Origin of the sequence: Nocardioides sp. NBC_00163 (genome assembly GCF_045206295.1) — a bacterium.
Taxonomy (GTDB): domain Bacteria; phylum Actinomycetota; class Actinomycetes; order Propionibacteriales; family Nocardioidaceae; genus Nocardioides.
This window is the reverse complement of sequence record NZ_CP108155.1, coordinates 5,678,891-5,702,952: the sequence shown is the minus strand read 5'-3', so window position 1 is coordinate 5,702,952 and position 24,062 is coordinate 5,678,891. Positions and strand designations below refer to the sequence as shown.

Annotated in this window: 24 protein-coding genes; 12 read left to right on the top strand and 12 right to left on the bottom strand. The window is 70.5% G+C overall.

Annotated elements, in window-relative coordinates:
* Positions 1-23 precede the first annotated feature (23 nt).
* Positions 24-1,259, bottom strand: coding sequence for a trans-sulfuration enzyme family protein (locus OG801_RS27280; protein WP_406032185.1), 1,236 nt, complete (start codon positions 1,257-1,259; stop codon positions 24-26).
* A 114-nt stretch (positions 1,260-1,373) separates the two neighbouring features.
* Here OG801_RS27280 and OG801_RS27275 point away from each other — a divergent pair, with 114 nt between their 5' ends.
* Entirely contained in the window at positions 1,374-1,865 is a 492-nt protein-coding gene (locus OG801_RS27275; protein WP_355017071.1) for an Lrp/AsnC family transcriptional regulator, read from the top strand.
* A 22-nt stretch (positions 1,866-1,887) separates the two neighbouring features.
* Here the strand turns inward: OG801_RS27275 and OG801_RS27270 are convergent, their stop codons facing one another.
* Positions 1,888-2,100: a dodecin gene (locus OG801_RS27270; protein WP_350657846.1), complete on the bottom strand. Its 213-nt coding sequence runs from the start codon at positions 2,098-2,100 to the stop codon at positions 1,888-1,890.
* 158 nt (positions 2,101-2,258) lie between these two features.
* On the opposite strand from OG801_RS27270, the gene OG801_RS27265 reads away from it, so the two are divergent.
* The 4 genes from OG801_RS27265 to OG801_RS27250 are packed head-to-tail and all read left to right on the top strand — an operon-like array spanning position 2,259 to position 5,204.
* Positions 2,259-3,689, top strand: a complete 1,431-nt coding sequence (locus tag OG801_RS27265) for an MFS transporter (protein WP_406032183.1) — start codon at positions 2,259-2,261, stop codon at positions 3,687-3,689.
* Entirely contained in the window at positions 3,686-4,132 is a 447-nt protein-coding gene (locus OG801_RS27260) for a hypothetical protein (RefSeq protein ID WP_406032181.1), read from the top strand. The genes OG801_RS27265 and OG801_RS27260 overlap by 4 nt, the downstream gene beginning before the upstream one ends.
* Positions 4,129-4,593 (top strand): GNAT family N-acetyltransferase, encoded by a 465-nt coding sequence (locus tag OG801_RS27255; protein WP_406032179.1) that lies wholly within the window; start codon positions 4,129-4,131, stop codon positions 4,591-4,593. The genes OG801_RS27260 and OG801_RS27255 overlap by 4 nt, the downstream gene beginning before the upstream one ends.
* Positions 4,563-5,204 carry a TetR/AcrR family transcriptional regulator gene (locus OG801_RS27250; RefSeq protein WP_406032177.1) on the top strand — a complete coding sequence of 214 codons (642 nt, stop codon included), beginning with the start codon at positions 4,563-4,565 and terminating at the stop codon, positions 5,202-5,204. Before OG801_RS27255 ends, OG801_RS27250 begins: the two co-directional genes overlap by 31 nt.
* Positions 5,205-5,209: 5 nt before the next feature.
* Here OG801_RS27250 and OG801_RS27245 read toward each other — a convergent pair whose 3' ends face one another.
* Entirely contained in the window at positions 5,210-6,478 is a 1,269-nt protein-coding gene (locus OG801_RS27245) for an oxygenase MpaB family protein (RefSeq protein ID WP_406032175.1), read from the bottom strand.
* 61 nt (positions 6,479-6,539) lie between these two features.
* Here OG801_RS27245 and OG801_RS27240 point away from each other — a divergent pair, with 61 nt between their 5' ends.
* A complete protein-coding gene (locus tag OG801_RS27240; protein ID WP_406032173.1) occupies positions 6,540-7,133 on the top strand; it encodes a TetR/AcrR family transcriptional regulator in 594 nt (197 codons plus the stop codon).
* A 20-nt stretch (positions 7,134-7,153) separates the two neighbouring features.
* On the opposite strand, the gene OG801_RS27235 is transcribed toward OG801_RS27240, so the two are convergent.
* Positions 7,154-8,782: an ABC-F family ATP-binding cassette domain-containing protein gene (locus OG801_RS27235; RefSeq protein WP_406036311.1), complete on the bottom strand. Its 1,629-nt coding sequence runs from the start codon at positions 8,780-8,782 to the stop codon at positions 7,154-7,156.
* A 286-nt stretch (positions 8,783-9,068) separates the two neighbouring features.
* On the opposite strand from OG801_RS27235, the gene OG801_RS27230 reads away from it, so the two are divergent.
* The 5 genes from OG801_RS27230 (at position 9,069) to OG801_RS27210 (ending at position 13,807) form a co-directional block, all read left to right on the top strand.
* On the top strand, positions 9,069-9,584 hold the full coding sequence (locus OG801_RS27230) for a GNAT family N-acetyltransferase (RefSeq protein WP_406032171.1): 516 nt from the start codon (positions 9,069-9,071) through the stop codon (positions 9,582-9,584).
* A 77-nt stretch (positions 9,585-9,661) separates the two neighbouring features.
* Positions 9,662-10,879 (top strand): PucR family transcriptional regulator, encoded by a 1,218-nt coding sequence (locus OG801_RS27225; protein ID WP_406032170.1) that lies wholly within the window; start codon positions 9,662-9,664, stop codon positions 10,877-10,879.
* A gap of 86 nt (positions 10,880-10,965) precedes the next feature.
* Positions 10,966-12,378 carry a fatty acid desaturase gene (locus OG801_RS27220; RefSeq protein ID WP_406032168.1) on the top strand — a complete coding sequence of 471 codons (1,413 nt, stop codon included), beginning with the start codon at positions 10,966-10,968 and terminating at the stop codon, positions 12,376-12,378.
* Entirely contained in the window at positions 12,375-12,569 is a 195-nt protein-coding gene (locus OG801_RS27215; protein ID WP_355017060.1) for a ferredoxin, read from the top strand. Before OG801_RS27220 ends, OG801_RS27215 begins: the two co-directional genes overlap by 4 nt.
* Positions 12,570-12,598: 29 nt before the next feature.
* A complete protein-coding gene (locus OG801_RS27210; protein WP_406032167.1) occupies positions 12,599-13,807 on the top strand; it encodes an NAD(P)/FAD-dependent oxidoreductase in 1,209 nt (402 codons plus the stop codon).
* On the opposite strand, the gene OG801_RS27205 is transcribed toward OG801_RS27210, so the two are convergent.
* The 5 genes from OG801_RS27205 to OG801_RS27185 form a co-directional block, all read right to left on the bottom strand.
* Positions 13,765-14,652, bottom strand: coding sequence for a universal stress protein (locus OG801_RS27205; protein WP_406032166.1), 888 nt, complete (start codon positions 14,650-14,652; stop codon positions 13,765-13,767). The genes OG801_RS27210 and OG801_RS27205 overlap by 43 nt on opposite strands.
* Before the next feature lie 45 nt (positions 14,653-14,697).
* Positions 14,698-15,114, bottom strand: coding sequence for a pyridoxamine 5'-phosphate oxidase family protein (locus OG801_RS27200; RefSeq protein ID WP_406032164.1), 417 nt, complete (start codon positions 15,112-15,114; stop codon positions 14,698-14,700).
* Positions 15,115-15,128: 14 nt separating this feature from the next.
* Positions 15,129-16,103, bottom strand: a complete 975-nt coding sequence (locus OG801_RS27195; RefSeq protein WP_406032162.1) for a universal stress protein — start codon at positions 16,101-16,103, stop codon at positions 15,129-15,131.
* Between the two features lie 81 nt (positions 16,104-16,184).
* Complete coding sequence (ppsA, locus tag OG801_RS27190; protein ID WP_406032160.1) at positions 16,185-18,542, bottom strand: phosphoenolpyruvate synthase; 2,358 nt, start codon at positions 18,540-18,542, stop codon at positions 16,185-16,187.
* Entirely contained in the window at positions 18,539-19,126 is a 588-nt protein-coding gene (locus OG801_RS27185; RefSeq protein WP_406032158.1) for a hypothetical protein, read from the bottom strand. Before OG801_RS27185 ends, ppsA begins: the two co-directional genes overlap by 4 nt.
* A gap of 239 nt (positions 19,127-19,365) precedes the next feature.
* On the opposite strand from OG801_RS27185, the gene OG801_RS27180 reads away from it, so the two are divergent.
* Entirely contained in the window at positions 19,366-20,943 is a 1,578-nt protein-coding gene (locus OG801_RS27180) for a GAF domain-containing protein (RefSeq protein ID WP_406032156.1), read from the top strand.
* An 87-nt stretch (positions 20,944-21,030) separates the two neighbouring features.
* Here OG801_RS27180 and OG801_RS27175 read toward each other — a convergent pair whose 3' ends face one another.
* The 3 genes from OG801_RS27175 to OG801_RS27165 form a co-directional block, all read right to left on the bottom strand.
* Positions 21,031-21,951 (bottom strand): universal stress protein, encoded by a 921-nt coding sequence (locus OG801_RS27175; RefSeq protein WP_406032154.1) that lies wholly within the window; start codon positions 21,949-21,951, stop codon positions 21,031-21,033.
* A 121-nt stretch (positions 21,952-22,072) separates the two neighbouring features.
* Positions 22,073-23,014 (bottom strand): universal stress protein, encoded by a 942-nt coding sequence (locus OG801_RS27170; RefSeq protein ID WP_406032152.1) that lies wholly within the window; start codon positions 23,012-23,014, stop codon positions 22,073-22,075.
* A gap of 105 nt (positions 23,015-23,119) precedes the next feature.
* The gene (locus OG801_RS27165) at positions 23,120-23,845 is read right to left on the bottom strand and encodes a hypothetical protein (protein ID WP_406032150.1); all 726 of its coding nucleotides are present in this window, start codon (positions 23,843-23,845) and stop codon (positions 23,120-23,122) included.
* Positions 23,846-24,062 lie beyond the last annotated feature (217 nt).

Here is a 24,062-nt window from a genome sequence, read left to right as displayed (position 1 = left end):
CACAGAACCGGCGTCGACGCAGATCAGGCGTACTCGGGTGACCGGCCCAGGTGGGTCTCGGAGATGGCGCGGCGAGCAGCGGGGACGGGCGCTCCGGAGAGCGCGGCATCGAGGTCGGCAATCAGGTCCGCAGGGCTCTCCAGGCCGATCGAGAGACGTACCAAGTTGGCCGACGGCTTGGCGTGGGCGGCGACGGGGCGGTGGGTGAGGCCAGCGGGGTGCTGGATGAGCGAGTCGACGCCGCCGAGCGAGACGGCGTGGGTGAAGAGCTGGACCGATGAGGTCAGGCGGGCGGCTGCTTCGTACCCGCCGCGCAGGGCGATCGTGACCATGGCGCCGGGGCCGCGCATCTGCTTGCCGACCAGGCCCCGATCGTCGTCCTCCCCGGGGAAGTAGACCCGCTCGATTGCCGGATGCGCTCGCAGCCACTCCGCGATCTCGACCGCGCCGGCCTGCTGGGTCCGTACGCGGGTGGGCAGGGTGGCGAGGCCGCGGTGCAGGAGGTAGGCGCCCAGGGGGTGCAGGAGGCCGCCGGTGACTGCGCGGACCTGGCGCAGGCGGGCCGCGGTCTCCTCGTCGCACGCGATCACGCCGCCGACGACGTCGCCGTGGCCGCCGATGTACTTGGTGGCGCTGTGCAGCGACATCGCCGCGCCCAGGGTGAGCGGGTTCTGCAGGATCGGGGTGGCGAAGGTGTTGTCAACGAGCACCGGTACGTCACCGGCGGCCGCGACGACCGATGCGATGTCGACGAGGTCGAGCGTCGGGTTGGCCGGGGTCTCCAGGACGACCAGCGCCGTGTCGGAGCGGACGGAGGCGGCGACCTCGTGCTCCGCGCAGAAGGTCACCTCCACGCCGAGCAAGCCGGAGGCGAGCAGGTGGTCGGTGCCGCCATAGAGCGGCCGGACCGCGACGACGTGCCGCTTGCCGCTGAAGGAGGTGCTCGCGATGATCGCTGCCGTCATGGCCGCCATCCCCGAGGCGTACGCGACCGACGTCTCGGCCTGCTCGAGCTGTGCCAGCGCCGACTCGAACCGCGCGACGGTGGGGTTCCACAGCCGCTGGTAGACGGACCCGCCGTCCGGGAGCGGATGACCGCCGGTCGCCATGGCCTCGTACGACGCGCCACCGCGCTCGATGTCGGGGAGCGGATTGGTCGAGGACAGGTCGATCGGGAGGGCGTGGACACCGAACATCGCCAGGTCCTCCCGTCCGGCGTGGACGGCGAGCGAGTCGAGGTGAGGGTTCGCAATCGGCATGACCCGATGCTCGCGAGAACCACAAGATCAAGCCATATCGATTGCCGAAGATCCCATCGAATCCCTGATACTGACGTCTTCGAGCAACTCGACCAGTGATCCAGGTGAGCCCCGTTGGCGAAAGTACAACCATCCGTAGCCGCCCTCGACTCCGTCGACCGCCGCATCCTGAGCGAGCTCGCCATCAACCCCGAGCTCACCAACAAGGCCCTCGCCTCGCGTCTCGGCCTCGCCGAGTCGACCTGCGCCTACCGGTTGCGGGCCCTGCGCGACAACGGCGTCATCACCGGCCGCCGCCTCGACGTCGACGTCCGCTCCCTCGGCTACCCGCTGCAGGCCGTGATCAAGGTGCGGCTCGGCAGCCACAGCAAGGAGCACGTCGAGAAGCTCTACGACGATCTGGCCACGACCCACGGCGTGATCCAGGCCTTCCACGTCGCCGGCGCGGACGACTTCCATCTCCACGTCGCCGTCGAGGACGCCGAGGCGCTGCGCGACTTCGTGCTGCAGCACGTGACCGTCCACCGGGTCGTACGGCAGACCGAGACGCAGCTCGTGTTCGAGCTGCGTGAGGGGCCGGGCGTACTGCCACGCGACCCCGCGTAACCCGTTCAGCGCTGCGGCGCCGTCACTCGTCCTCCATCCGGAAGCCGACCTTCAGCCCGACCTGGAAGTGCTGGATGTCGTCGTCGTCGACGTGCCCGCGGATCTGCGTGACCTCGAACCAGTCCAGGTGACGCAGCGTCTTGCTCGCGCGGCCGACGCCGTTGCGGATCGCCTGCTCGAGTCCTTCGTCGGAGGTCCCGACGATCTCGGTGACGCGGTAGGTGTGTGAAGACATGCTCCTGCCCCTTCTCTCGATGCTCGCTGTATCCACCTTGGGCGCGACGTCGGGACCGTGCAAGGGGTGACGTCCCGAGAAACTCCGTTGTTGAACACCGATGTTCGAGTTAGTATCTCGTACATCAATGTTCGACTTGCGCCCTCAGGAGATACGCCATGACTTCAGACAGCAACGCCGGCGAAGCCGTCGCCCAGACCGCCGACCCGCGCCGATGGCGGCTGCTCGGGTTGCTGGGGCTGGCGCAGTTCATGCTGATCCTCGACGTCACCGTGGTGGCGATCGCACTGCCACACATGGGCGCCGATCTCGGGTTGGGGCGCGATGCGCTGACCTGGGTGGTCAGTGCGTACACGCTCGCGTTCGGCGGGTTGATGCTGCTCGGCGGACGGGCTGCCGACCTGTTCGGCCCGAAGCCCGTGGTGCTCGCGGGGCTCGCGACCTTCACCGTGGCCTCGCTGGCCACCGGTCTCGCCACCAGCGCAGAGCTGGCGATCGGCGGGCGGGTCGCACAGGGAGTCGGGGCGGCGATGCTCTCGCCCGCTGCCCTCTCGATCGTCGTTCGGCTCTTCGACGGCGAGGAGCGCAACCGGGCGCTCGGGATCTGGTCGGCGCTGGGCGCCGGCGGAGCGGCGATCGGCGTACTTCTCGGCGGCGCCCTGACCGCCGGACCCGGTTGGGAGTGGGTGTTCCTGATCAACGTGCCCGTCGGAGTCGTCGTGGCGATCATCCTGGCCCGGCAGCTCCCGGCGCTCCCCGCCTGGGGAGGCGACGTACGTCTCGACCTCGTCGGCGCACTGATCGTCACTGCCTCCACCGGGCTGCTGATCCTCGGCTTCATCGAGGCCGGCGACGAGGGCTGGGCCTCGACCCGCACCCTCGTCCTCCTCGCGGGCGGAATCGTCGGATATGTCGTCCTGGCCGGCTGGTTGCGACGCACGCCCCACCCCCTCATCGACCCGGCGCTGGTCACCCGGCGGCCGGTCCTGTCCGGCACCTTCGTGCTGTTCGTCGCGACCGGGCTGATGGTGGCGGTGTTCTTCCTCGGGACGTTCTACCTGCAGAGTGCCGCCGGACACGGGCCACTCACGACCGGGCTGCTGTTCCTCCCCGTCGCCGCCGCGACCATGGTCGGCGCGCAGCTGGCCGGCCGATTCATCGGCCGTCTCGGCGCTCGCACCCTCGGGATCGCCGGGCTGCTCGTCGCCGCCGCCGGGCTCGTCGTACCCGCGATCAGTATGAGCACGCTGTCCACCGTGATCGCGGTCAGCGTCGGCTCCGCCGGCCTCGGCGTCCTCTTCGTGGTCGCGGCCGCGACCGCCCTGAGCCAGGTCGAGCCGCAGCTCGCGGGCGTGGCCTCAGGCATCCTGAGCACCTTCCACGAGCTCGGCGCCTCACTCGGCGCCGCGGTCATGTCCGGCGTCGCCGCGGCCAGCCTCGTCGACGGCACCACCGACGGCTTCGAGAGGGCCTACCTGGTCGCGGCCGTGATCGCTGCGCTCGCCGCCGTCCTCGCCGGGGCACTGATCCCCGGTCGACCCACATCCACGGAGACCCACCAAGAGCCCCATCAGGAGACCCAGTCATGACGAAGACCCACCGCCCCAGACCCCGCGCGCTCTCGTTCGCGCTCCACTACCTCCAGATGGTCATCGCGATGGCCGTCGGGATGATGCTGCTCTACCCGCTCTGGCAGCTCGCCGTCGGCGGGCGGCCGGAGAGCGCGTGGGTGCATCGCGCCGACGTCGACTCGCTGGTCATGGCCACCACGATGGTGATCCCCATGGCTGCCTGGATGCGCTTCCGCGGCCACGGGTCGAGGCCGATCGTCGAGATGTCGGCGGCGATGTACGCCGGCTTCGTGGTCCTCTTCCCCTTCCTCTGGACCGGGGTGATCGACGCGGGTGGCCTGATGCTGCTCGGCCACGTACTCATGCTGCTCTTCATGTTCGCCGCGATGCTCGCGCGCCCCGCCGAGTACTCCGGGAGCCACGCACACGCCCAGGCCGCGAGAGACCAGGAACCAGCATGACCGCCCACGCCGACGTCGTCGTACGCCAGGCCACCCCGGAGGACGCCGAGACCGTCCGCACGCTCATCGGCGAGATCGCCGCCCATCAGGCCCAGTCCGGCTCCGTCACCGTGACCGCCGCTCAGTGGGCCGGCTACCTCGAGCGCCCGGACATCATCGTGCTGCTCGCCGAGATCGACCGAGAGCCGGTCGGCTACGTCTCGGCCGTACGCCGCCTGCACCTGTGGTCGGGCGGCGACATCATCGCCCTCGACGACCTCTACGTCCGCCCCGGCCATCGCGACGCCGGCGTCGGCAGGCGGCTGATGACCGCGCTGGCGAAGCGTGCCGGCGGCCTCACCATCACCTGGGGCGTACAACCCGACAACGACGCCGCGATCCGGTTCTACCGTCGCCTCGGCGCAACCGTCCGCGCCAAGGTGATGTGCGCGTGGCCGGCCGCACGGCAGCCGATACCCTGATCCTCAACATCTCGTGGGAGGTTCCGGCCGTGACGACCCTCAAGCGCGCCGACGCACGTAAGAACATCGAGTCGATCATGGACGCGGCGACCGCCTGCCTCGCCCGCGATCCCGACGTCAGCGTCGCCGACATCGCCAAGGCGGCGGGCGTCGGACGGGTCACGCTCTACGGCCACTTCGAGTCCCGGGCGACCCTGGTCACCCAGGTCGTCGAACGCGCGATCCAGCAGTCCGACGAGGCCCTCGGTGCGGTCGACCTCGACGGCGACCCCCGTGCGGCCCTCAGCCGACTCCTCGAGGCGTCATGGCGGCTGACGCAGCAGTACGGCGCGCTGATCGTCGCGGCCGAGCAGAGCATGCCCCACGAGCAGTTCCAGGCGGTCCACATCGGGCTGATCGACCGCTGGAAGCCGCTCATGGAGCGCGGTCGCGGCGACGGCAGCTTCCGCGACGACCAGCCGCTCGAGTGGCAGCTGACCCTGCTCCAGAGCGTCCTCCACGCCGCCTCCGGCGCCGTCTACCGGGGCGAGATCAAGGCGGCAGACGCCGCCGCCCTGATCGACGGCACCCTCCAGGCCGCCCTCACCCCTCCCGGCGCCACCCGCGGCTGACGCACTCACCCCGGGAGGTCGCCGACCGCCGCGCGCTCAGAGCCGAAGTAGCTGGCCAGTAACGAGGCCGCATTTCGTTCACCTCGCCGCTCCAGGCGAGCCCGGCCCTTCGCGGTCCGTCCGAGGACCCGGTACCTGAGCACGTTCAGCGGAAGCAGGTAGGCGTGCGCCCACGGGGGCCTCGTCGCAAGGCCGAGCTCGCGCATCGACCTGGTCCCGAGGAAGACGGTCAGCATCGAGAGGAGCCGCTCCGTCTCGTACCGGCCACGCACCCGTTCCAAGGAGCCCGGCCAGCCCGGGTAGCTGCGATCCCGCTGGACCTCGACCGCCGCCTGCGCCAGCTGCGGGCCGGCCTCGGAGATCTCAGCCTGCGAGAGCAGCACGTGGTAGTTGATCCGGTGCCGCTCCCACTCGTCGTCGACGAGGAAGTCCTCGTCGACGCCCATCAGCCAGCCGACGTACTTCCACAGATGCATCAGCGCCCGGGCATCCCGCCTGGAGATCGGCACTCCCAGTGCCCGGCACCCGATGATGAGTACGCCGTCGAACAGGCCCAGCGTGGCCGCTTGGTCGGCCTGGTTGATCGGCAGCCCCCACCTGCCGGTGTCCCACCTGGGTTCGAACCCGGCGTTGACCAGCGCATGCATGGCCCGGACGTGGACCGTGAGCCGCCAAGCCTCACCTGAGGCCGAACCGGTCCCCGGCTCCGGTGGCCGTAGCGCGCCGGGCGTACGCAGGCTCACCGCCCAGTGCTGGGTCTCGGCCAGGCGCCGCCGGGTGGTGCCACCGGTCAGACCGCCGGTGGCCACGAGCAGGTCCGGCGGGCCGCCGAACCGGTAGCCGCTGATGAGCGAGAGCTGCAGGAGCACGTCGGCCGCATTCTGGCCGAGTCGCGTGAACACGCGGCTGCCCTCGTCGACGAGGTCCCAGTCGACCCAGTCCGGGGTGGCCTCGACCTGCGCGAAGAAGTCGGCGAGCACCGGAGGCGGGGACTCCACCGCCGCGACACCGTGCTCCAGGGCCGTACGCAGCTGGGTCATGGTGACCTTGCCCGGAGTCCCGGCTCGCATCCGGATCGCCTCCGCCAGCCGCGCGCCGGCCTCGTCCCGCTCGCCGAACGCCCGCCCGATCCGCTCCATCAGGTCCTCGTCGACCTCGTCGATGCGGCCCAGGAGGCGCAACGGCCGGCCGAGACGGCGGCTGCGCGCCTCGCCTTCGCGAAAACGTGTCGGGAATCCGGTGGGTTGGGTGCCCTGCTGCGCGAGTGTGGTCATACCTACAGCGTGATGCGAGCCAGAGCTCGCTTTCAATTCGCGTTCTGCCTAACGTAGAGCCATGCGCAAGACACCCACCCAGGCCCGTTCGAGGGCGACGGTCGAGCGCATCCTGGAGGCCGGACGCCAGGTGCTGGTCGACGACGGCTACGAGACGTTCTCGACCAACCGCGTCGCGGTCGCCGCCGGGATCAGCCCCGGTTCGCTCTACCAGTACTTCTCCGACAAGTCCGCCATCCTCGACATCGTGATCAGCCGCTACTGGGACGACGTCTCCGAGCGGACCGCCTCGGCGCTGGCACTGCAGGCGAGCACCGTCGGCACGCCGGCGATCCGGTCGGTCGCCGACGCACTCCTCGCCGGGCTGGAGCAGGACCCGGCCCTCCTGCGCGTCCTGACCGAAGAGCTCCCCGCCTCGCGCAACCGAGATCGCCACGCCGCACTCGTCAATCGCGTACGCGATCTCACCGCCGCCTATCTGCGGGCCGGATCGGTCGGGTTGACCCGCCCCGACCCGCAGATCACCGCTTGGGTGCTGGTGGTGGCGATGGAGAACATCGCGCTGCGCTGGGTGCTCGATCGACCGCCCTACCCGCGCGAGGCCGTGCTCGAGGAGATGGTCGCGCTCACCGCGGGCTACCTGGCGCGGGTCTGATGCCTCGTTCCTAGAGCACCTCAGCCGACGACGTCCACCCGACCGCCGCCGTGCACACGTACGCGCCGCGCCCCGGTGGCGCGGCGGATCCAGTGGCGGTCGTGGGTGACGGTGACGACGGCGCCGGGGTGCGCGTCCAGGGCGTCCTCGAGCTGCTCGACGAGCTCGGGGTCGAGATGGTTGGTCGGCTCGTCCAGAAGCAGTACGTCACCAGGGTCTGCCAGCGCGACCGCGAGGTCGAGACGGCGCCGCTGCCCGACCGAGAGAGCCCGCACCGGGCGGCCCATCTCCTCCTCGCGCAACAGCCCGAACCGCCGCAGGCGCTCGATGGCGTCCTCTAGGTGGATCCCCACGGTGCGCGCGAAAACGCCGGCGACCGAGCCCGCTGGAGGCGCCGCGACGTCCTGGCGAAGCCAGGAGACCCGCACCCCCGGGGCGCGCTCGACGGTCCCCGAATCCGGAGCGAGCTCGCCGGCCAACAGCCGCAGGAGCGTCGTCTTGCCGGCCCCGTTCGGTCCGGTGACCAGCCAGCGGTCCCCGGCGCTCAGGGACCACTCGGCCATCTGCAGCTGGGCATCGGCCTCACGGCGTACGTCACGAAGAGCGATGTAGGGTCCCTCGGCCGGCGACCGATCGAACCCGAGACCGGCGGCGAACCGGAGCGGCTCAGGTGGCGGCGCGACGGGATCGGCCCGCAGCCGGGCGACACGCTCCTTGGCCATCCGGATCCGGCCCATCGCACCGTGGTCGCGGCTGCGCGCCCGGAACGCGCCGTGACCGAACCCGTCGAGCTCGAGCTTGCGCGGGATCGCGGAGAGCCTGAACGCGTTCGCCGCGACGAGTGCCTCGTTGCGGGCCAGCTCGGCCTTCCACTCCTCGTGCCGCTCGGCCTGGCGGCGTCGCTCCGTAGCGCGAGCCACGAGGAAGCCGGCGTAGCCGTTGCCGTAGCGGCGCAGCCCGCCGTCGCGTACCTGGACGATGTCAGAGGCGTTCCGCTCGAGGAAGGCCCGGTCGTGGGTGACCACCACCATGGCTCCGCGGTGTGCGTCCAGCTGCGATTCGAGCCAGGCCAGTGCCGCATCGTCGAGGTCGTTGGTCGGCTCGTCGAGCAGGAGCACCTCAGCATTGGCCGACAGCGCCACGGCGAGAGCGAGCCGGGCGCGCTCGCCCCCGGAGAGCCCTTCGACCGGACGCCCCCGGTCGACAGCGCCCAGACCGAGCTGGTCGAGCGCGGCGTCGATACGCCGGTCGACGCCGTAGCCGTCGCGGGCCTCGAACAGGTCGATCAGCTCACCGAGCTCCTCGAGCAGCGCCGGCTGGTCCTGGCCGCCGGCGATGGACAGGCGCTCAGCGCAACGCTGGATGCGCGACTCGAGCGCCCGCAGGTCCGCGAGCAGGAGGTCGACGGCATCTCGCACCGTCGCTCCGGCCGGGAACCGCGGCTCCTGCGCGGCGTGTGCGATGCCACCGGGGATGACGACGTGGGTCTCACCGGCGACCGGCGTCACCACACCCGCCAGCAGGTCCAGAAGCGTCGACTTGCCGGCGCCGTTGTCTCCGATGACGGCGAGTCGGTCGGTCGGGCCGACGGCGAGGTCGACGCGGTCGAGGACGATCCGGTCGGAGAACCGGACCGTGGCCGAACGCAGCTCACAGACGCGGTGACTGCGTACGGTGGAGGGAGAGAAAGCAGACGGGAACAAGAGGACACTCCTCGTGGCGACGGGTCGGAAAACGGACCTCGAGCGCGCCGGTCGGACGGCGCGGTCGCTCAGGACCCACTGCGGAGAAGACTCGACGCAGCGTCCCGATCTATCGCTTCAGAGTACCCATCGGGGAATACGATAGCGGCCCTCTTCGGTGCCCGCGACTGGTTTACGAGCACCACGTCCAAACCGTTCGACAGCCGATCGGGGCCGTGCCAGCGTTCGCTCCATGCGCGTCAGAACCGGGTCGGTCAGCGACCTCCCTGCAGCCATGGGTCTCCTCGATGCCGCGGTCGCCTGGCTCGCCTCGCAGGGCCGCACCGGACAGTGGGGCGAGGCGCCGTTCTCATCCGTCGAGGCTCGGGTGGAGCAGATCCGGACGATGCTCTCCGAGCGCACCGTCCGCATCGCCGAGACGGACGGGCAGGTGGTCGGGGTCTGCGTCCTGGCCGACGAACCACTGCCGTACGTCGATCCCGCGCCGATCCCCGAGCTCTACCTGCAGCTGCTCGTCACCGATCGTGCCCGGAGCGGTTCCGGCATCGGCCGGACGCTGGTCGACGACGCCGTCGAGATCGCCCGACAGCGAGGTGTCGCCCAGCTGCGGCTCGACTGCTACGCCGGAGACGACCAGGCGCTCGTCCGGACGTACGAAGGATTCGGGTTCGCACTGGAGCGTCGTTTCACGGTCGACACCGGACAGCCCGAGCCCTGGCCCGGCGCGATCCTCCGGATGCAGATCTGAGCCTCGTCTCCGGGCCGACCTCTCGCAGCCGGCGTTTGTAGACTGCGCGAATCCGGCGCGTCGAAGGGGTGAGTGCGATGACCGAGATCAGTGCCTGGTTGGCGGCATTCGCCGACGACCAGCGCCGGCCCGAGGAGGTCGCCCGCTGGGCCGCGTCGACCGCCGACGCGATCCTGGCCGACGGCGAGATCGATCTGGCCGATCTCCGCCCCCTCCTCCTGAAGGCCGTCGAAGAGCACTGGTACGCCTTCCTCGACCGGATCACGCTGCCGGACGCGGATTTCGAGCTGGTCCCGTCCGCACACGCCATCGCGCTCGAGGCAGCGCGCCGCCATCTCGGTCTGCCGTTGCTGCTCAAGGTCTACCAGCGCGCTCAGGAGGAGAGCTGGGACTTCGCGGTGCAGGTCGTCCGGCAGGCGCCCGGCGATCTCGACCACGAGGCCCTGCTCGTCTGGTTCTGGACGAAGGCGACCGCGTGGTTCGGCTCCTCGGTCGAGCAGTCGGTGCTGATCCACCAGGCCGAGACGACCCGGATCCAGCAGCGCGGGGACGCGCGGCGTTTCGAGGTGGTCTCCCAGGCGCTCGACACCCGGAGCGTCTCCCCCGCCGAGCTGTCCGCCGCACTGGCCGGCCACCCGATCAACATCCCCGGTCACGTCGCTTTGGTCGCGCACGCGCTCACCGCCGACTCCATCGAACAGCTGGAGCCTGCGCTCGCCGCCGTCACCCGCCGGGCCGGCCATGCCCGCTCGGTGCTGGTGCGCCCGGGAGGAAGGGAGATGTGGGCCTGGCTCGCGCTGGGCGAGCGACCGGACGGCGTGACCGACACCGGGATCGACCCCACAGCCGTACGGGTGACGGTGGGCGTCGGCGGAAGCGGTCTCGACGGTTTCGTCGCGGCGCATCTCGACGCGCAGGCGGCTCAGCGGGTCGCCCTGGCGCCGGGGCGACGAGAACCGGTGACCGCCTACGACGACGTGGCCGCCCTGGTCCTCGTCGCCCATGACTCGGAGGCCGCCGAGCGGTTCACCCGTACGACGCTGCGCGGACTGGCCGATCCGCCCCACGGCCGGCTCCGCGAGACCGTGCGCGAGGTGCTCACCTCGGCCGAGACGGCGGACCGGCTCGCCGAGCGGCTCGGCATCCACAAGAACACCATCCGCTACCGCGTCGCCCAGGCCGAGCGGCTCCTCGGGCATCCGCTGCGTGAGCGAGCCGGCGACCTGCTCCTGGCGCTCGACTACCACGACACGTTCCTCGCCAACACGACTGTGAATACGCACAGTTATCGGTGATCGATTCGGCCTGATCAGCCAGAGACTCTGCTGCCTCGTACGTCCATTCTGACAGTGGTCGTAACCGAACTCACAGGAGGCAGCAGATGACACTCGGCGCCAGCGGCACCGTCGACAGGGGCTCCACCGAGAGGTGGCGGGACAGGAAGCGCTATCTGTGGCTCCTCGGACTCGTGGTCCCGTCCTTCGCCTTCATCGCCGTGGGTGGCTACGTCCTGACCGGGTGGGGCGTGTTCCTGTGGACGGGCCCGATCGTCGTCCTCGGCATCGTCCCGCTCATCGACTTCGCAGCCGGCCTGGACCGCTCCAACCCGCCCGACGACGTCATCGAGGAGCTCGAGGAGGACAGGTACTACCGCTACATCACCTTCGCGTTCCTGCCGATCCAGTACGCCGGGTTCGCCTTCGCGATGTATCTGATCGCGACCCAGGACTGGCCGTTGGCGCACAAGGTCGGGCTGGCCCTCACCATCGGGTTCATCGGTGGCATCGGCATCAACACCGCCCACGAGCTCGGCCACAAGAAGGAGAGCCACGAGCGCTGGCTGTCCAAGATCGCCCTCGCGCAGAGCTTCTACGGACACTTCTACATCGAGCACAACCGCGGCCACCACGTACGTGTCGCGACACCGGAGGACCCGGCCTCCTCCCGGATGGGCGAGAGCCTCTACGGGTTCTGGTTCCGCACCGTGTTCGGGTCGCTCCGCAGCGCGTGGGGCCTGGAGGCCAAGCGCTACCGGCGCAAGGGCACCCACCCGTTCCACCTCGGCAACGACGTCCTCAACGCCTGGCTGATGAGCGCCGCCCTTTGGACCGGCATGACGCTCTGGTTGGGCGTCGGGATCCTGCCGTACCTCGTCCTCCAAGCCGTCATCGGGTTCTCGCTGCTGGAGGTCGTCAACTACCTGGAGCACTACGGGATGCTGCGCCAGAAGACCAGCTCCGGGCGCTACGAGCGGGTGCTGCCGATGCACTCGTGGAACTCGAACAACATCGCCACCAACGTGCTCCTCTACCACCTGCAGCGGCACAGCGACCACCACGCCAACCCGACCCGGCGCTACCAGACCCTGCGTGACTACCGGGAGTCGCCGGCGCTGCCGACCGGCTACGCCGGGATGATCGTGCTGGCCCTGATCCCGCCGCTGTGGCGCCGGGTGATGGACAAGCGCGTGGTCGCTCACTTCGACGGCGACGTACGGCTGGCCAACGTACGCCCCGGCCGGCTCGACAAGCTGCTCGCCACCTTCCCACCGCCCGCCGAGCCGGCGAGCGAGGAGACCTTGAAGATCGACGTGACCCGGCAGGCCTTCGACGACGAGGTCGCGGCCGGTCGCTGCCCCGGCTGCGGCTACGTCTACGAGGTCGCCGTCGGCAACGAGCTCGAGGGCTTCGCGGCCGGCACCGCCTGGCGCGACATCCCCGACGACTGGTGCTGCCCGGACTGCGGCGTACGCGAGAAGGTCGACTTCATCCCGCTGAAGGAGTCCATGCTGTGAGCGTCATCGAAGCGGACAAGTCGGTGTGCGAGGGCATCGGCATGTGCGAGGCCCAGGCCGACACCTACTTCCAGATCGGCGACGACGGCCTCGTCGACGTCCTCAACGACGAGGTGCCCGACCCGGACCGCGGGTACGTCAAGGCAGCCGTCGACTCCTGCCCGGTCTCCGCGCTCCGCCTCCTCGGCTGAGCACGACCCATCGAGTGGAGGAAAGACCAATGCCATCACTTCTGGTCGTCGGCGCTGGGCTGGCCGGGCTCCGCGCCGTCGAGGGCGCACGTCAGGCCGCCTGGTCCGGGCCGATCACGATCGTCGGCGACGAGCCGTACCCGCCCTATGACCGGCCGCCGCTGTCGAAGGCGGCTCTCTCCAGCGAGGAGGAGCCCGGCGTGCCGGTGCTGCGGTCGAGCGAGGTGATCGAGGAACTGCGGGTGCACCACCTCTCCGGGGTGCGGGTCCACGGCCTCGACACCGAGCGCCGCACGGTGACCACCAGCGCCGGAGACCTCGGCTACGACGCACTCGTGATCGCCACCGGCAGCACGGCGACGACACTGCCGGGGCTGTCCGGAGTGCGCGGCGTACAGGTGCTCCGTCGCTACGACGACGCGCTCGCCGTACGCGACTCCCTGGCGCGCTCGCGCCGGGTGGTGATCGTCGGCGCCGGGTTCATCGGCTCCGAGATCGCCTCGGCGGCCCGTGCCCGCGGTATCGAGGTCATCGTCGTCGAGGCGAGCAGCCGACCGCTGGAACGCGCGGTCGGCCCGCTCGCGGCCGCCCGGCTGATGCAGCTGCACACCGACGCCGGCGTAAGGCTGCTCACCCGGACCACCGTCTCCGGCGTACGCACCCTTCGACAGGCTCAGGACATCGGCTCGGACCGCGGCGTCGACGAGGTCGAGCTGAGCACCGGTGAGACCGTGGCCGCCGATGCCGTCGTCCTGGGCATCGGCGCCCGGCCGGCGACGACGTGGCTCGCCGGTAGCGGCGTCGCCCTGGACAACCGCACCGGCGGGGTCCTCTGCGACCGCCGGCTCGCCACCAGTGCGCCCGGGGTCTGGGCCGCGGGTGACGTGGCGTGCGTCGACGGCGAGCGCAGCGAGCACTGGATCGCGGCGGGCGAGCAGGGTCGGGTCGCCGGCGCGAACGCCGCCGGAGCCACCGAGGTCTTCGCCTCCGTCCCCTTCGCCTGGTCGACCTGGCACGGGCACCGGATCCAGGTCGTCGGCGAGACGACGGCGGCCGACGAGGAGGAGCGGGAGGCCGGGTTCATCGTCTACCGGCGAGGCGGCATCGAGGTGGGCGCGGTCGGCATCGACAACCCCGGTCCGCTCGCCCGGCTCCGCCGCACCCTCGCCGCCCAGGCTCCCTCCGGGACCAGGGCTCACACCGCATTGGCCGGAGGCGTCGTACCTGCTCGGGAGTAGCTTGTCGGGACGGTGACGACGACGCTGTGCGCGTGGTCCAGGAGGTGATGGGCCACCGCTCCCCCACCGCCGACCACGACCATGTGCATGGTCTGGGCCTGCTCCGCGAGCGCGTGTCCGAGGCTTCCGGCCTGGATCCGCAGGTGCGGGTGCAGGTCCGGATAGCGCTCCCGGAGTCCGGCCACACACTCCGCGACCAGCACCCGGTCGTCGTCGGGCCGCTCCGTGCTGCCGGCGCGGTAGCAGTACAGCACCGTCACCGGCAGGTTCCGCTGGTCGGCCTGGTCGAAGGCGAACTCCAGGGCGGGGATGGAGTCGCTGGTCCCGTCGATGCCGACGAGCACGCCGCGGCCCACGCCGCCGGCGCCCGGGCACAGTACGACGACCGGGCACCGCGCGTCCTCGACGACGGACCGGCTGACCGAGCCGAGGATCCAGCTGCCGATCGGTCCCTTGCCCCGCGACCCGAGCACCAGCAGCGAGGCGCGGCCGGACACGGCTACGAGCACGGGTATCACCGACCCGACCTGCTGCGTCGTGGTCACCTCCGGGCGCCGGTGACCGGCGAACCCCGAGACTCCGGAGAGCGCGTCGAGGCGACGCTCGGCAAAGCGCTCGGCGCTCGCCTGCACCACGGACCCATGAGCCTGCTCGGGCTCCGAGGGGGCGCCGGCGCGGAATCCAGGCGGCGTATCCAGGGTCGTGGCGGACACCACGTGGACGAGCGCCACGTCACGTCCGTCGCGGTAGGCCTGCTCGACCGCCCACGACACGCTCTCGGCCGCTGCCGGCCAGTTCTCGACCCCGACCAGGACCGCGCCCTCGGGGATTGCTGCGTACGTCATCTCGACTCTTCCGCCTATTCCGTCTACTCGTCTGTTCCGTGCGATTCAGACCGGCACGACACGCCGGCCGGTGATCTGGGTCGGCGTGATGCAGACGTACAGGGTCCGCCGGCCGTCGGCCCATGGCTCCGGCTCGAGGTCGTGCGCCCTCAGCCAGACGCCGTCGACGAGCTCCGCCGTCCCGCGAACCAGCACGCTCCAGCCCGAGGAGGTGTAGGAGTCGAACTCGTCGATCTGATACGACACCTGGCCGGTGCCGACGTGGTCCGCGATCGCCGTGCGCGGCGCGGTACGAAACACGATCCGGTCATCCACCATGACGTGGTTGACCGGCAGGACCAGCGGCCCGTCCGGGTCTCCGAAGGCGACTCTTCCGACCTCGCTCCGCTCGAGCAGCTCCACGCACTCGGCGCGGTCGAGCTCGGTCAGGTGACCGGGAAACCATCGTGCTGCCAGGTACATCGCCTTCTCCTTCGTCACTGACGGCCGGCACCGACCGGCCGACTCTCTGCTGACGTGACCCCGTCCGTGGCTCCGGCGTCCCCCTCGAATGCCGGTGCCACGGACGGGTCGATCTCGATCGGGCAGATGCTTTCGCGAAGCACCGCCCGGGCAGTCCCGCCCAGATGCCCGAAGCCGCGGAAGCTCCGGCCATGGCCGAGGATCAACAGATCCGCGGTGCGGGATGCGTTCACCAGGGCGTACGCCGTCTGGGCGTGCACGACGTCGACCCGGGCGTCGACTCCGGCTGCCGCCGGGCTCGAGGCCGCTCGGGCCGCGCCCAGGGTGGCGGTGAGCTCCCGCTCGGCCCGGTCGATCCAGGCCTGCTCCTCGCTCCCGACGGTGAGATAGTCCTGGAAGGCCCCGAAGGTGTGCCAGGCGTGCAGCAGCCGCAGGGGCGCGCCCCGCTCGGCCGCCACTTCCAGCCCGCGGCGTACGAGAGCGATGGAGCCGGAAGCGTCCTGGATCCCGACGACGATCTCGCGGGGTTCGTCTCCGGGAACCCAGGTGGCGGGGACGGCGACCATCGGCACCGGCGCGTGAGCCGCGACCGGGGCGAGGATGGAGGAGGTGATGATCCGGTCGAGCAGCGTGCGCGGCTGGTCACCCAGCACGACCAAGCGTGCCTTGGCGGACTCCTGGGCCAGCACCGTCGCCGGCAGGCCGAGCAGGAGGTCCGTCGTCACCACCACGCCGCTGTCCGTGACTGCGTCCTCCGCCTCCGCGAGGATCGCTCGTCCGAGCTGGCCCATCCTGGAGTCGGGGGCGGTGGGCGCCACCGGCCAGGTCGGCAGCGGCGGTGCGTACGGGTCGACCACGTAGACCAGGTGCAGCACGGCACCGGACCGGGCCGCCTCAGCGGCGGCATAGCGGGCGGCGGCGAGCCCGGCCTCGCTGCCGTCGACTCCCGCCAGGATGAGGTCTCTGCGCCCCTTGATCACTTCAGCCATGTCTCCAGCGTCGGGCCGCGAGGCGGTCGCCGAACAGGGACCCTGGGCCCGAGGCAAGGGTCTTTGGTCGCCGATCACGGCTCACCCCTCGGCTGCGAGCACGGTCTGCGTGACCGCGAGGACCGAGTCGGGCGTGACACTGATCGAATCGATGCCGAGCCTGACGAGGGAACGTACGACCTCGGGGTGGTCCGAGGGCGCCTGACCGCAGATGCCGGAGTGCATACCGTGACGCCGGCAGCCTTGGACGGCGAGGGCGATCATCCGCTCCACCGCAGGGTCACGCTCGTCGTAGTCGAAGGCGACCAGCTCACTGTCGCGGTCCACGCCGAGGGTGAGCTGGGTGAGGTCGTTGCTGCCGATCGAGAACCCGTCGAACCGCTTGGCGAACTCGTCGACGAGGATGACGTTCGACGGGATCTCGCACATCGCATAGACCTTCAGACCGCGCTTGCCACGGCGCAGCCCGAGCTCCGCCATCCGGGCCAGCACCCGGTCGGCCTCGTCGAGGCGGCGGACGAACGGCACCATGACGACGACGTTCTCCAGCCCCATCTCCTCGCGAACCCGGCGAAGAGCGGCGCACTCGAGGGCGAAGCCCTCGGTGTAGGCCGGATGGGCATAGCGAGCAGCCCCGCGGAAACCGAGCATCGGGTTGGGCTCGGCCGGCTCGAAGGCCGCACCTCCGAGGAGCGCCGCGTACTCGTTGGTCTTGAAGTCGGAGAGGCGCACGACGACAGGCTTGGGGTGGAAGGCCGCGGCGATCGTGCCGATGCCCTCGGCCAGCCGCTCGATGACGTACGCCGCACCGTCGTCGCCGACGAGGCGCTCGACCTCCGCACGCTGGTCGGCGTCGGTGATGCGCTCGGGATGCAGCGCGGCGAGCGGGTGCACGCGAACGTGCTCGGCGAGGATGAACTCCATCCGCGCCAGTCCGACCCCGTCGTTGGGCAGGAAGGATGACTCGAACGCGATCCCGGGGTTGCCGACGTTGAGCATGACGTGTGTCCGCGGACGCGCGGTCAGCTCGGTGGCGACCTCGTTCGCGTGGAAGTCGGCCAGGCCGCGATAGACATGGCCGTCATCGCCTTCCGCGCAGGAGACGGTGACCTCTTCGCCGTCGGTGATCGTGCCGGTCGCGTCACCGGTGCCGACCACAGCGGGGATGCCGAGCTCGCGGGCGACGATCGCTGCGTGACAGGTGCGCCCGCCGTGCTCGGTGACGACGGCGGAGGCGATCTTCATCAATGGTTCCCAGTCGGGGCTGGTGCTGGTTGCGACCAGCACGTCACCGGAGGCGAAGCCCACGTCCTCCCCGATGCTGCGGACGATCCGGGCGCGGCCCGCGCCGACCCTGGCACCGACCGCGCGGCCGGTGGTGAGCAGGTCGCCGTGCGCCTCGACCACGAATCGGGTCATGACTGCCGGCCGCCGTCTCGCGGCCACCGTCTCGGGGCGGGCCTGGACGACGTACAAGAGTCCGTCGGTGCCGTCCTTGGCCCATTCGATGTCCATCGGCTTGCCGTAGTGGCGCTCGATGGTCATCGCCGCGCCGGCGAGTTCGAGCACGTCCTCGTCGGTGAGGCAGAAGCGGCCGCGGTCGGCCGGCGGCGTGGGCTCGTTCCGCACCGGCTCGGTCTCCCCCAGCACCATGCGCACGGCCTTGCTCCCGAGGCGGCGGCTCAGTACGGCACGGTGCCCGGCTGCGTACGTCGGCTTGTGCACGTAGAACTCATCGGGCTCGACCAGGCCCTGCACGACGTTCTCACCGAGGCCGTAGGAGCCGGTCACGAAGACGACGTCCCGGAACCCCGACTCCGTGTCGAGCGTGAAGGTGACCCCCGAACAGGCGAGGTCGGAGCGCACCATCTTCATCACTCCGACAGAGAGCGCCACCGACAGCTGGTCGTAGCCGTGCCGGGCACGGTAGTCGACAGCCCGGTCGGTGAAGATCGAGGCGAAGCAGCGGCGTACCGCGTCGAGCAGCGCCTCCTCGCCCTGGACGTGGAGGTAGGACTCGTGCTGGCCGGCGAAGCTCGCGTCCGGCAGGTCCTCGGCGGTTGCCGAGGACCGGACCGCGAGCGCGACGTCACTGCCGTACTCAAGTTGTAGCGCCCGGTGGGCCGCCACGATCTCGTCGGCCAGGTCCCGGGGAAGCTCCGCGGAGAGCAGAAGACTTCGAGCCCGGGCGGCGCGCTCGGCGAGGTTCTCACGATCGTCGACGTCGAGATCGGCGAAGACCGTCACGAGAGCCGAGTCGATGCCCGCGGCGCGCAGGAAGTGGCGATAGCCGTCGGCCGTGACGGCGAACCCGTTGGGCACGCGGATGTCACGATCGTGGAGGCTGCGGTACATCTCACCGAGGGAGGCGTTCTTGCCACCGACGAGGGGGACGTCGGCGATGCCGACCTCCCCGAACGTACGTGTGTAGCTCGTCATCGCAGCCACGGGTGGTGCATGACGAGCGGCATCCGTGCCCACTGCTTGCCGAAGCCCCAGGTGTCACCGGAGTACGTCAGCGCCAGGACGCCGAGGGTGAGCGCACCGAGCAGGTGATCGTCGATGATCGGGTTCTGATCCAGCGGGAAGCTGGAGAACCACATCAGCGCGTACATCGTCGCGCCGGCGATGGCCCCGACCCGCATCCCGATGCCGAAGGTGAGTGTGAGGCCCACGCCGAGCAGCCCGATCATGAACAGCCAGTCGGCCCACGCCTGACCCGCCATGTCGTTCCACATGCCCTGCAGCCAGTTGTTCTCGGGCACGTTGGACAGGTAGCCCTCGGTGGGACTGCCACCGTTGATCCAGGCTGCGTCCTCGGCGAAGAAGTCGATGCCGGTGCGGGCGCCGGCCTCGTTGGTGATCGCACCGGTGTGGAAGCCCAGCGCGAGCAGCTTGTCGAAGAAGGCCCACAGGAAGGTGAGCCCGAAGGCGATCCTCAGCGCCGCCAGCATCCGCGCGGCGGGCAGCGGGTAGTGCCCCGGCAGCGTTGTCGCGGAGCCTGGTGTGGAGATTGAAGTCATCATTCCTCCAACGGTCTCGCCGGCCGGTCTTGGCCGGACACCCTCAGCCAACCGCCGTCGCACCGTCGGGGCGAGGGAACGGGGTCCGCGCCGGGCGGGCACTTCGTCCCCGGCGCCGTAGGACTGTCGACCGTGACCGCCCGTCGGCTTTCGGTGATCTCGAGGCCGAAATCACCGAGGTAGGGGCTCCGTAGTCCTTTACCGAGAAGTCCCGGTGCTGCAGGTCTAGAGTGAACGTCATGGCATCGCCGGAGACGGGGCTGCCGGATGCTGCGCGGGCAGTGCTCGACGCCGTCAACGTACTGAACTCCGATCTGGACCTTCCCCGGGTCCTCGACCGGATCGTGCGCTCTGCCTGCACCATCACCGACGCCCGCTACGGCGCGCTCGGTGTCCTCGGCGACGACCGTACGCTCGTGGAGCTCGTCCAGCACGGGATCGACGAGGCCACCCGGAACCGGATCGGACCGCACCCCCTCGGACGCGGCATCCTCGGGCTGCTGATCAACGACCCGCGGCCGATCCGTCTCGAACGACTACAGGATCATCCGGCCTCCTACGGGTTCCCACCGCACCATCCACCGATGACATCGTTCCTTGGCATTCCGGTGACCATCCGCGGCAGGGTGTACGGCAACATCTATCTCACCGAGAAGGCCGATGGCCGGACCTTCACCGAGGAGGACGAGGTCCTGCTCACGGCGTTCGCCGCCGCGGCCGGCACCGCGATCGAGAACGCCCGGGTGCTCGCGGCCTCCGAGCGGCAGGGCGCCTGGCTCGCCGCGTCGTCGCGGATGTACAACGCCCTCCAGATGCCGACCACGACCGAGCATGCGGTCGAGCTGATCGCCAGCTGCATACGCCCGGCCTGCGGCGCCGACGGCGTCGGTGTGGTTCGGCAACGCAGTGGCGGCCCCGAGGTGCTGGCCACGGACGGGATCCTGGCCGCCGAGATCCTCGCCACCTGCATCACGGCCCACGACGCGTTCGAGACCGCCGCCAAGGGTGAGAGCGTGCCGCCCGTGGCGGTGGCCGACGGATCCGTGGTCCTGCTGGCGCCCCTGCGCGGCCACCTCTACGGCCACGCGGTCGTCGTCGCGGTGGTCTCCGACCTCCTGGGTGCCCGGGCCCAGCACGATCTCCTCACCTCGTTCGCCGACCAGGCGGCGGTGGCGCTGGATCGCGTCCAGGCGGTCGCCGAGCACCAGGCGGGGGCACTTGTCACCGACCGTGACCGGATCGCCCGCGACCTGCACGATCTGGTGATCCAACGCCTGTTCTCGACCGGTCTGCTCCTTCAGGGCACCCGGGCGAAGGCGACCGGTCCCGGAGTGCAGCACCGCATCGACCAGGCGATCGCCGACCTCGACAGCACGATCCGCGACATCCGCTCCACCGTCTTCCAGCTCCAGCCGAACGTGTCGGAGGGGATTCGCGACTCGTTGCACGCGCTGCTCGCCGAGTACGCCGGCGCCCTCGGCTTCACTCCCGAGCTCCGCACCACTGGTCCCCTGGACACGCCCCTGCCGCGGACGATCAGCGACGAGCTCCTCGCCGTGCTCCGTCAGGTCCTCTCGGGCATCGCCCGGCAGGAGGAAGCCACCCGGGTCTCCGTCCAGGTTGGCGTCGAGACCGACGCGGACGGCCGCCGGTGGGTGCGCCTCCAGGTCACTGACGACGGCGGAGGCCTCAGCACGACGGGGAGCTGGCTGCGCAACATCCGAGAGCGCGCGACCGAGCTCGGCGGAGCCGTGTCGATCGGCGACCACGAACCCGGCGAGACCCGGCTGGGCTGGCGCGCGCCGCTCGACGGATGAACTGCCCGGTGGAGGCTGGTGCGTAACCAGCCTCCACCGGGCGTCTTCCCCGGCTCGGCCCACCCCCTGGGCCGACAGCCGGAGGCTCTAGGCGGCCCCGGCCGTCGAGTCCGACATCGGTGCCGATCGGCCGTTACCCGTCAGCCGCGCAACGGGGACGACCAGCACCGGGACATCGGCGCTGTTGAGCACCTCCCGTGCCACCGCACCCAATCCGATCGAGGCACCGTTGCGATGATCTCGAGCCAGGACGATCAGCTGGGGGTCGCCTGCGTGGTCGGTCAGTACGTCGGCCGCATGGCCGTTGTCTCGCACCACCGTGGCCGCGACGCCGGGAAACTCGTCTCGGAACGGACCGACCAGCTCCTCCAACGCCGCCACGCTGCGCTGCTCCCACTGCCGATAGAGGGGCGCTCCCAGGACCTTGTCCCAGACGAGCATGGGACGCAGGTCGACTGCGGACACGACGCGCAGCGGTGCCTCGGACCGCATCGCCTCCCGGAACGCCAGCCGGAGCGACTCCTCGTCGTCCGCCGCCGGATCGACACCGACGACGATGGTGCCCGGGTGATGAGGCCGCGCGCTCCACACCGGCGGCACCACCACCAGCGGAGACGACGCCCGAGCGGCGAGCCGGAGCGCGGTGGTCCCGACGCGCATGCTGCGCAAGGGACCCATACCGCGCTTCCCGACGACGAGCAGGTCACGCACGCCGACGGTCGCCAGCAATGCGGAGACCGGGTGGCCGAACCGGACGAGCGTACGCACGCTCAGCTGTGGATGCGCAGCCAGCACGCGGTCGCGGATGTCCTCGAGGAGCACCCACTCGTGGCTCGCGTCCGCATCGGCCTCGCGTCCATCCGGGACGCCGACGTCGACCACCCCGACCAGCATCAGCGGGCCGCCCGTCGCCAGCGCCGAAGCGACGGCGTAGTCGACCGCGGCTCGGTTGCGCTCGGAGCCGTCGACACCGACCACCACCTTCGCTTGGTCTCGTTCGTACGTCATCGCACCACACAGCTCCTCCGGCTCGATCTCACGGACTTCTCCAGCACACTCGTCACCCATGCGCCGCGTCGAGAGGCCATGGTCCGGACAGGTCGGGATGAAGGTCCATCACAGCACCGGCTCAGCAGTCGGCCGGCTCGGACGGGCAGGGCACCACGGCGACAGGCACCTCTGCGTTGTGGATCACCTCGCGTGCGACCGGCCCGAGGCCCCAGGTGCCACGCGCGTCGTGGCGTCGCCCGAGCACGATCAGCTGAGCGCCGATCGACCTGGCCAAGATGATGCCGGCGGCGTGGCCGCGGTCTCGCTCGATCGTGACGTGGACCTGTGGATACTCCTCACGTAGCGGTTCGATCGCTGCCTCGAGATCCACGGTGCGGCGTTCCTGGCCGTCGCGTACTAGCGGTGTGTTGGCGGTCGGGTCCCAGACGAGCACAGGACGCAGGTTGACCGAGTGCATCACCACCAGCTCGACCCCGTCGCGGCGGGCCCGCTCGAGCGCGGCCCGCAGCACCGGCGCATGGAGACTGTCCGGGTCCACGCCGACGACCACTGGTTCCCCTCGGTGGTCCGCAGGGCTCCAGCCAGGCGGCACGACCACCACGGTCCCGAGGGCTCGACCGGCGACCCTCATCGCCGTCGACCCGACCAGGAACCGAGGTGAACCCCCGAGGCCGCGTTTGCCGACAACCAGCAGATCCTCCACGTCCGAGTACCCGAGCAGAGCCGGAACCGGGTGGTCGAACTCGATCAACGACACCGTCCGTACGCCGGCATCTGCAGCTTCGGCCTGACGCTCGATCTCCTTCAGCACGGGCCACCGGCGCCCGTCGACGGCGCCGTCCTGCTGTCCCACCGGGTGTCGAACGGCGCCGATCGGCACGAGCGGCCGGCCAGAGGCAGCCGCTTCGGCGATCGCGTACGCCACCGCGGCTCGGTTGGCCTCGGAGCCGTCCACGCCGACCACGACCCTGGGTTCGAGCGGTGGCAGCGGGCGGGTCGGAGAACCCGAGGGCTCCTCGCCCACCGTGGCCTGCCGGCCAGGACTCGAGGTCGCGGTCATATGTCCTCCCTCACGAGATCGGGTGATCGGGTGATCGCTCCATTGGCCTCCAGCGAATCCCGCCGATTGCGCACGGTGCCAGGGACGTAGGTCGGACAGGTCGGGTCAAAGGTCCTCAGGCGCCCGAGGCTCAGCACGCGGCTCGCCACGGCCGAGGCGTTGCGCCCCGAGGTAGCGGTCCGGCCCACCTGCCGCCCGGGCACCGGACCTGAACCATGCCTCCAGTCCTGGGCCGTCGCGTCGCCCGAGCTCGTCGAGAAGCAGCTCGCGGATCTCGACCGCCCGCAGCTTCGCGCCCGGGTCCATGGCCCGGTCGAGAGCCACATAGCTGGATCGCCAGGCCATGCACAGGTCGGAGTCGGTCAGCCCGTCTGTGACCGCCAAGACAGCCTCGACCGGATCGATCACATGTGGTCTGATCGCTCCTGCCACTGACGCTGCCACAGCCTCTGTCTCTGCGCGCGCCCGCCGCCTGCCCGTCCGGTGACGGCGCTTCACCGGTCGCACGGTGCGCGGTGGCCAGCCGAGCCACCCCATCTCCCATGCGGCGGCGAGTCCCGCGGCGGTCACCAGCAGACCACTCGTCCAACCGAGCGCGTAGATGAGTCCTGCCGCGGCCAGCGCCGTGGTCGGCCACAGCAGGCTCCTGACGAGGACGACCTTCCACTGGATCGGGCCCGTGTCGGGTCCCAGGCACACCAACAGCGAGAGAGTGATGAAGCTCGCGCCCGCCCACCAACCGACCGTCAAGGGCACGGACCACACCATGAGTGCGGCCATGCCGCAACCGGCCACGATGGCGGCCACGGCCGACCAGACCCAACCTCTCATGTGGTCACCTTCCCGGCTGGCCGGGGACGGGCGGACGGGCCAGGATTCCTCCGGCTCCGGGACCAAGGCCCCGACGCCGGTAGTCGTTGGTCACACGCTGAGTCTCCCGGGACTCTCGTCGTGAGGACTTTGGCGCAGGGTCACGAGGACCTTCGCCACTGCTTCGAGACCTCGAGCGGTGCCTAGCGTGGTCACGTCATGAGGGGTGACCCCCATG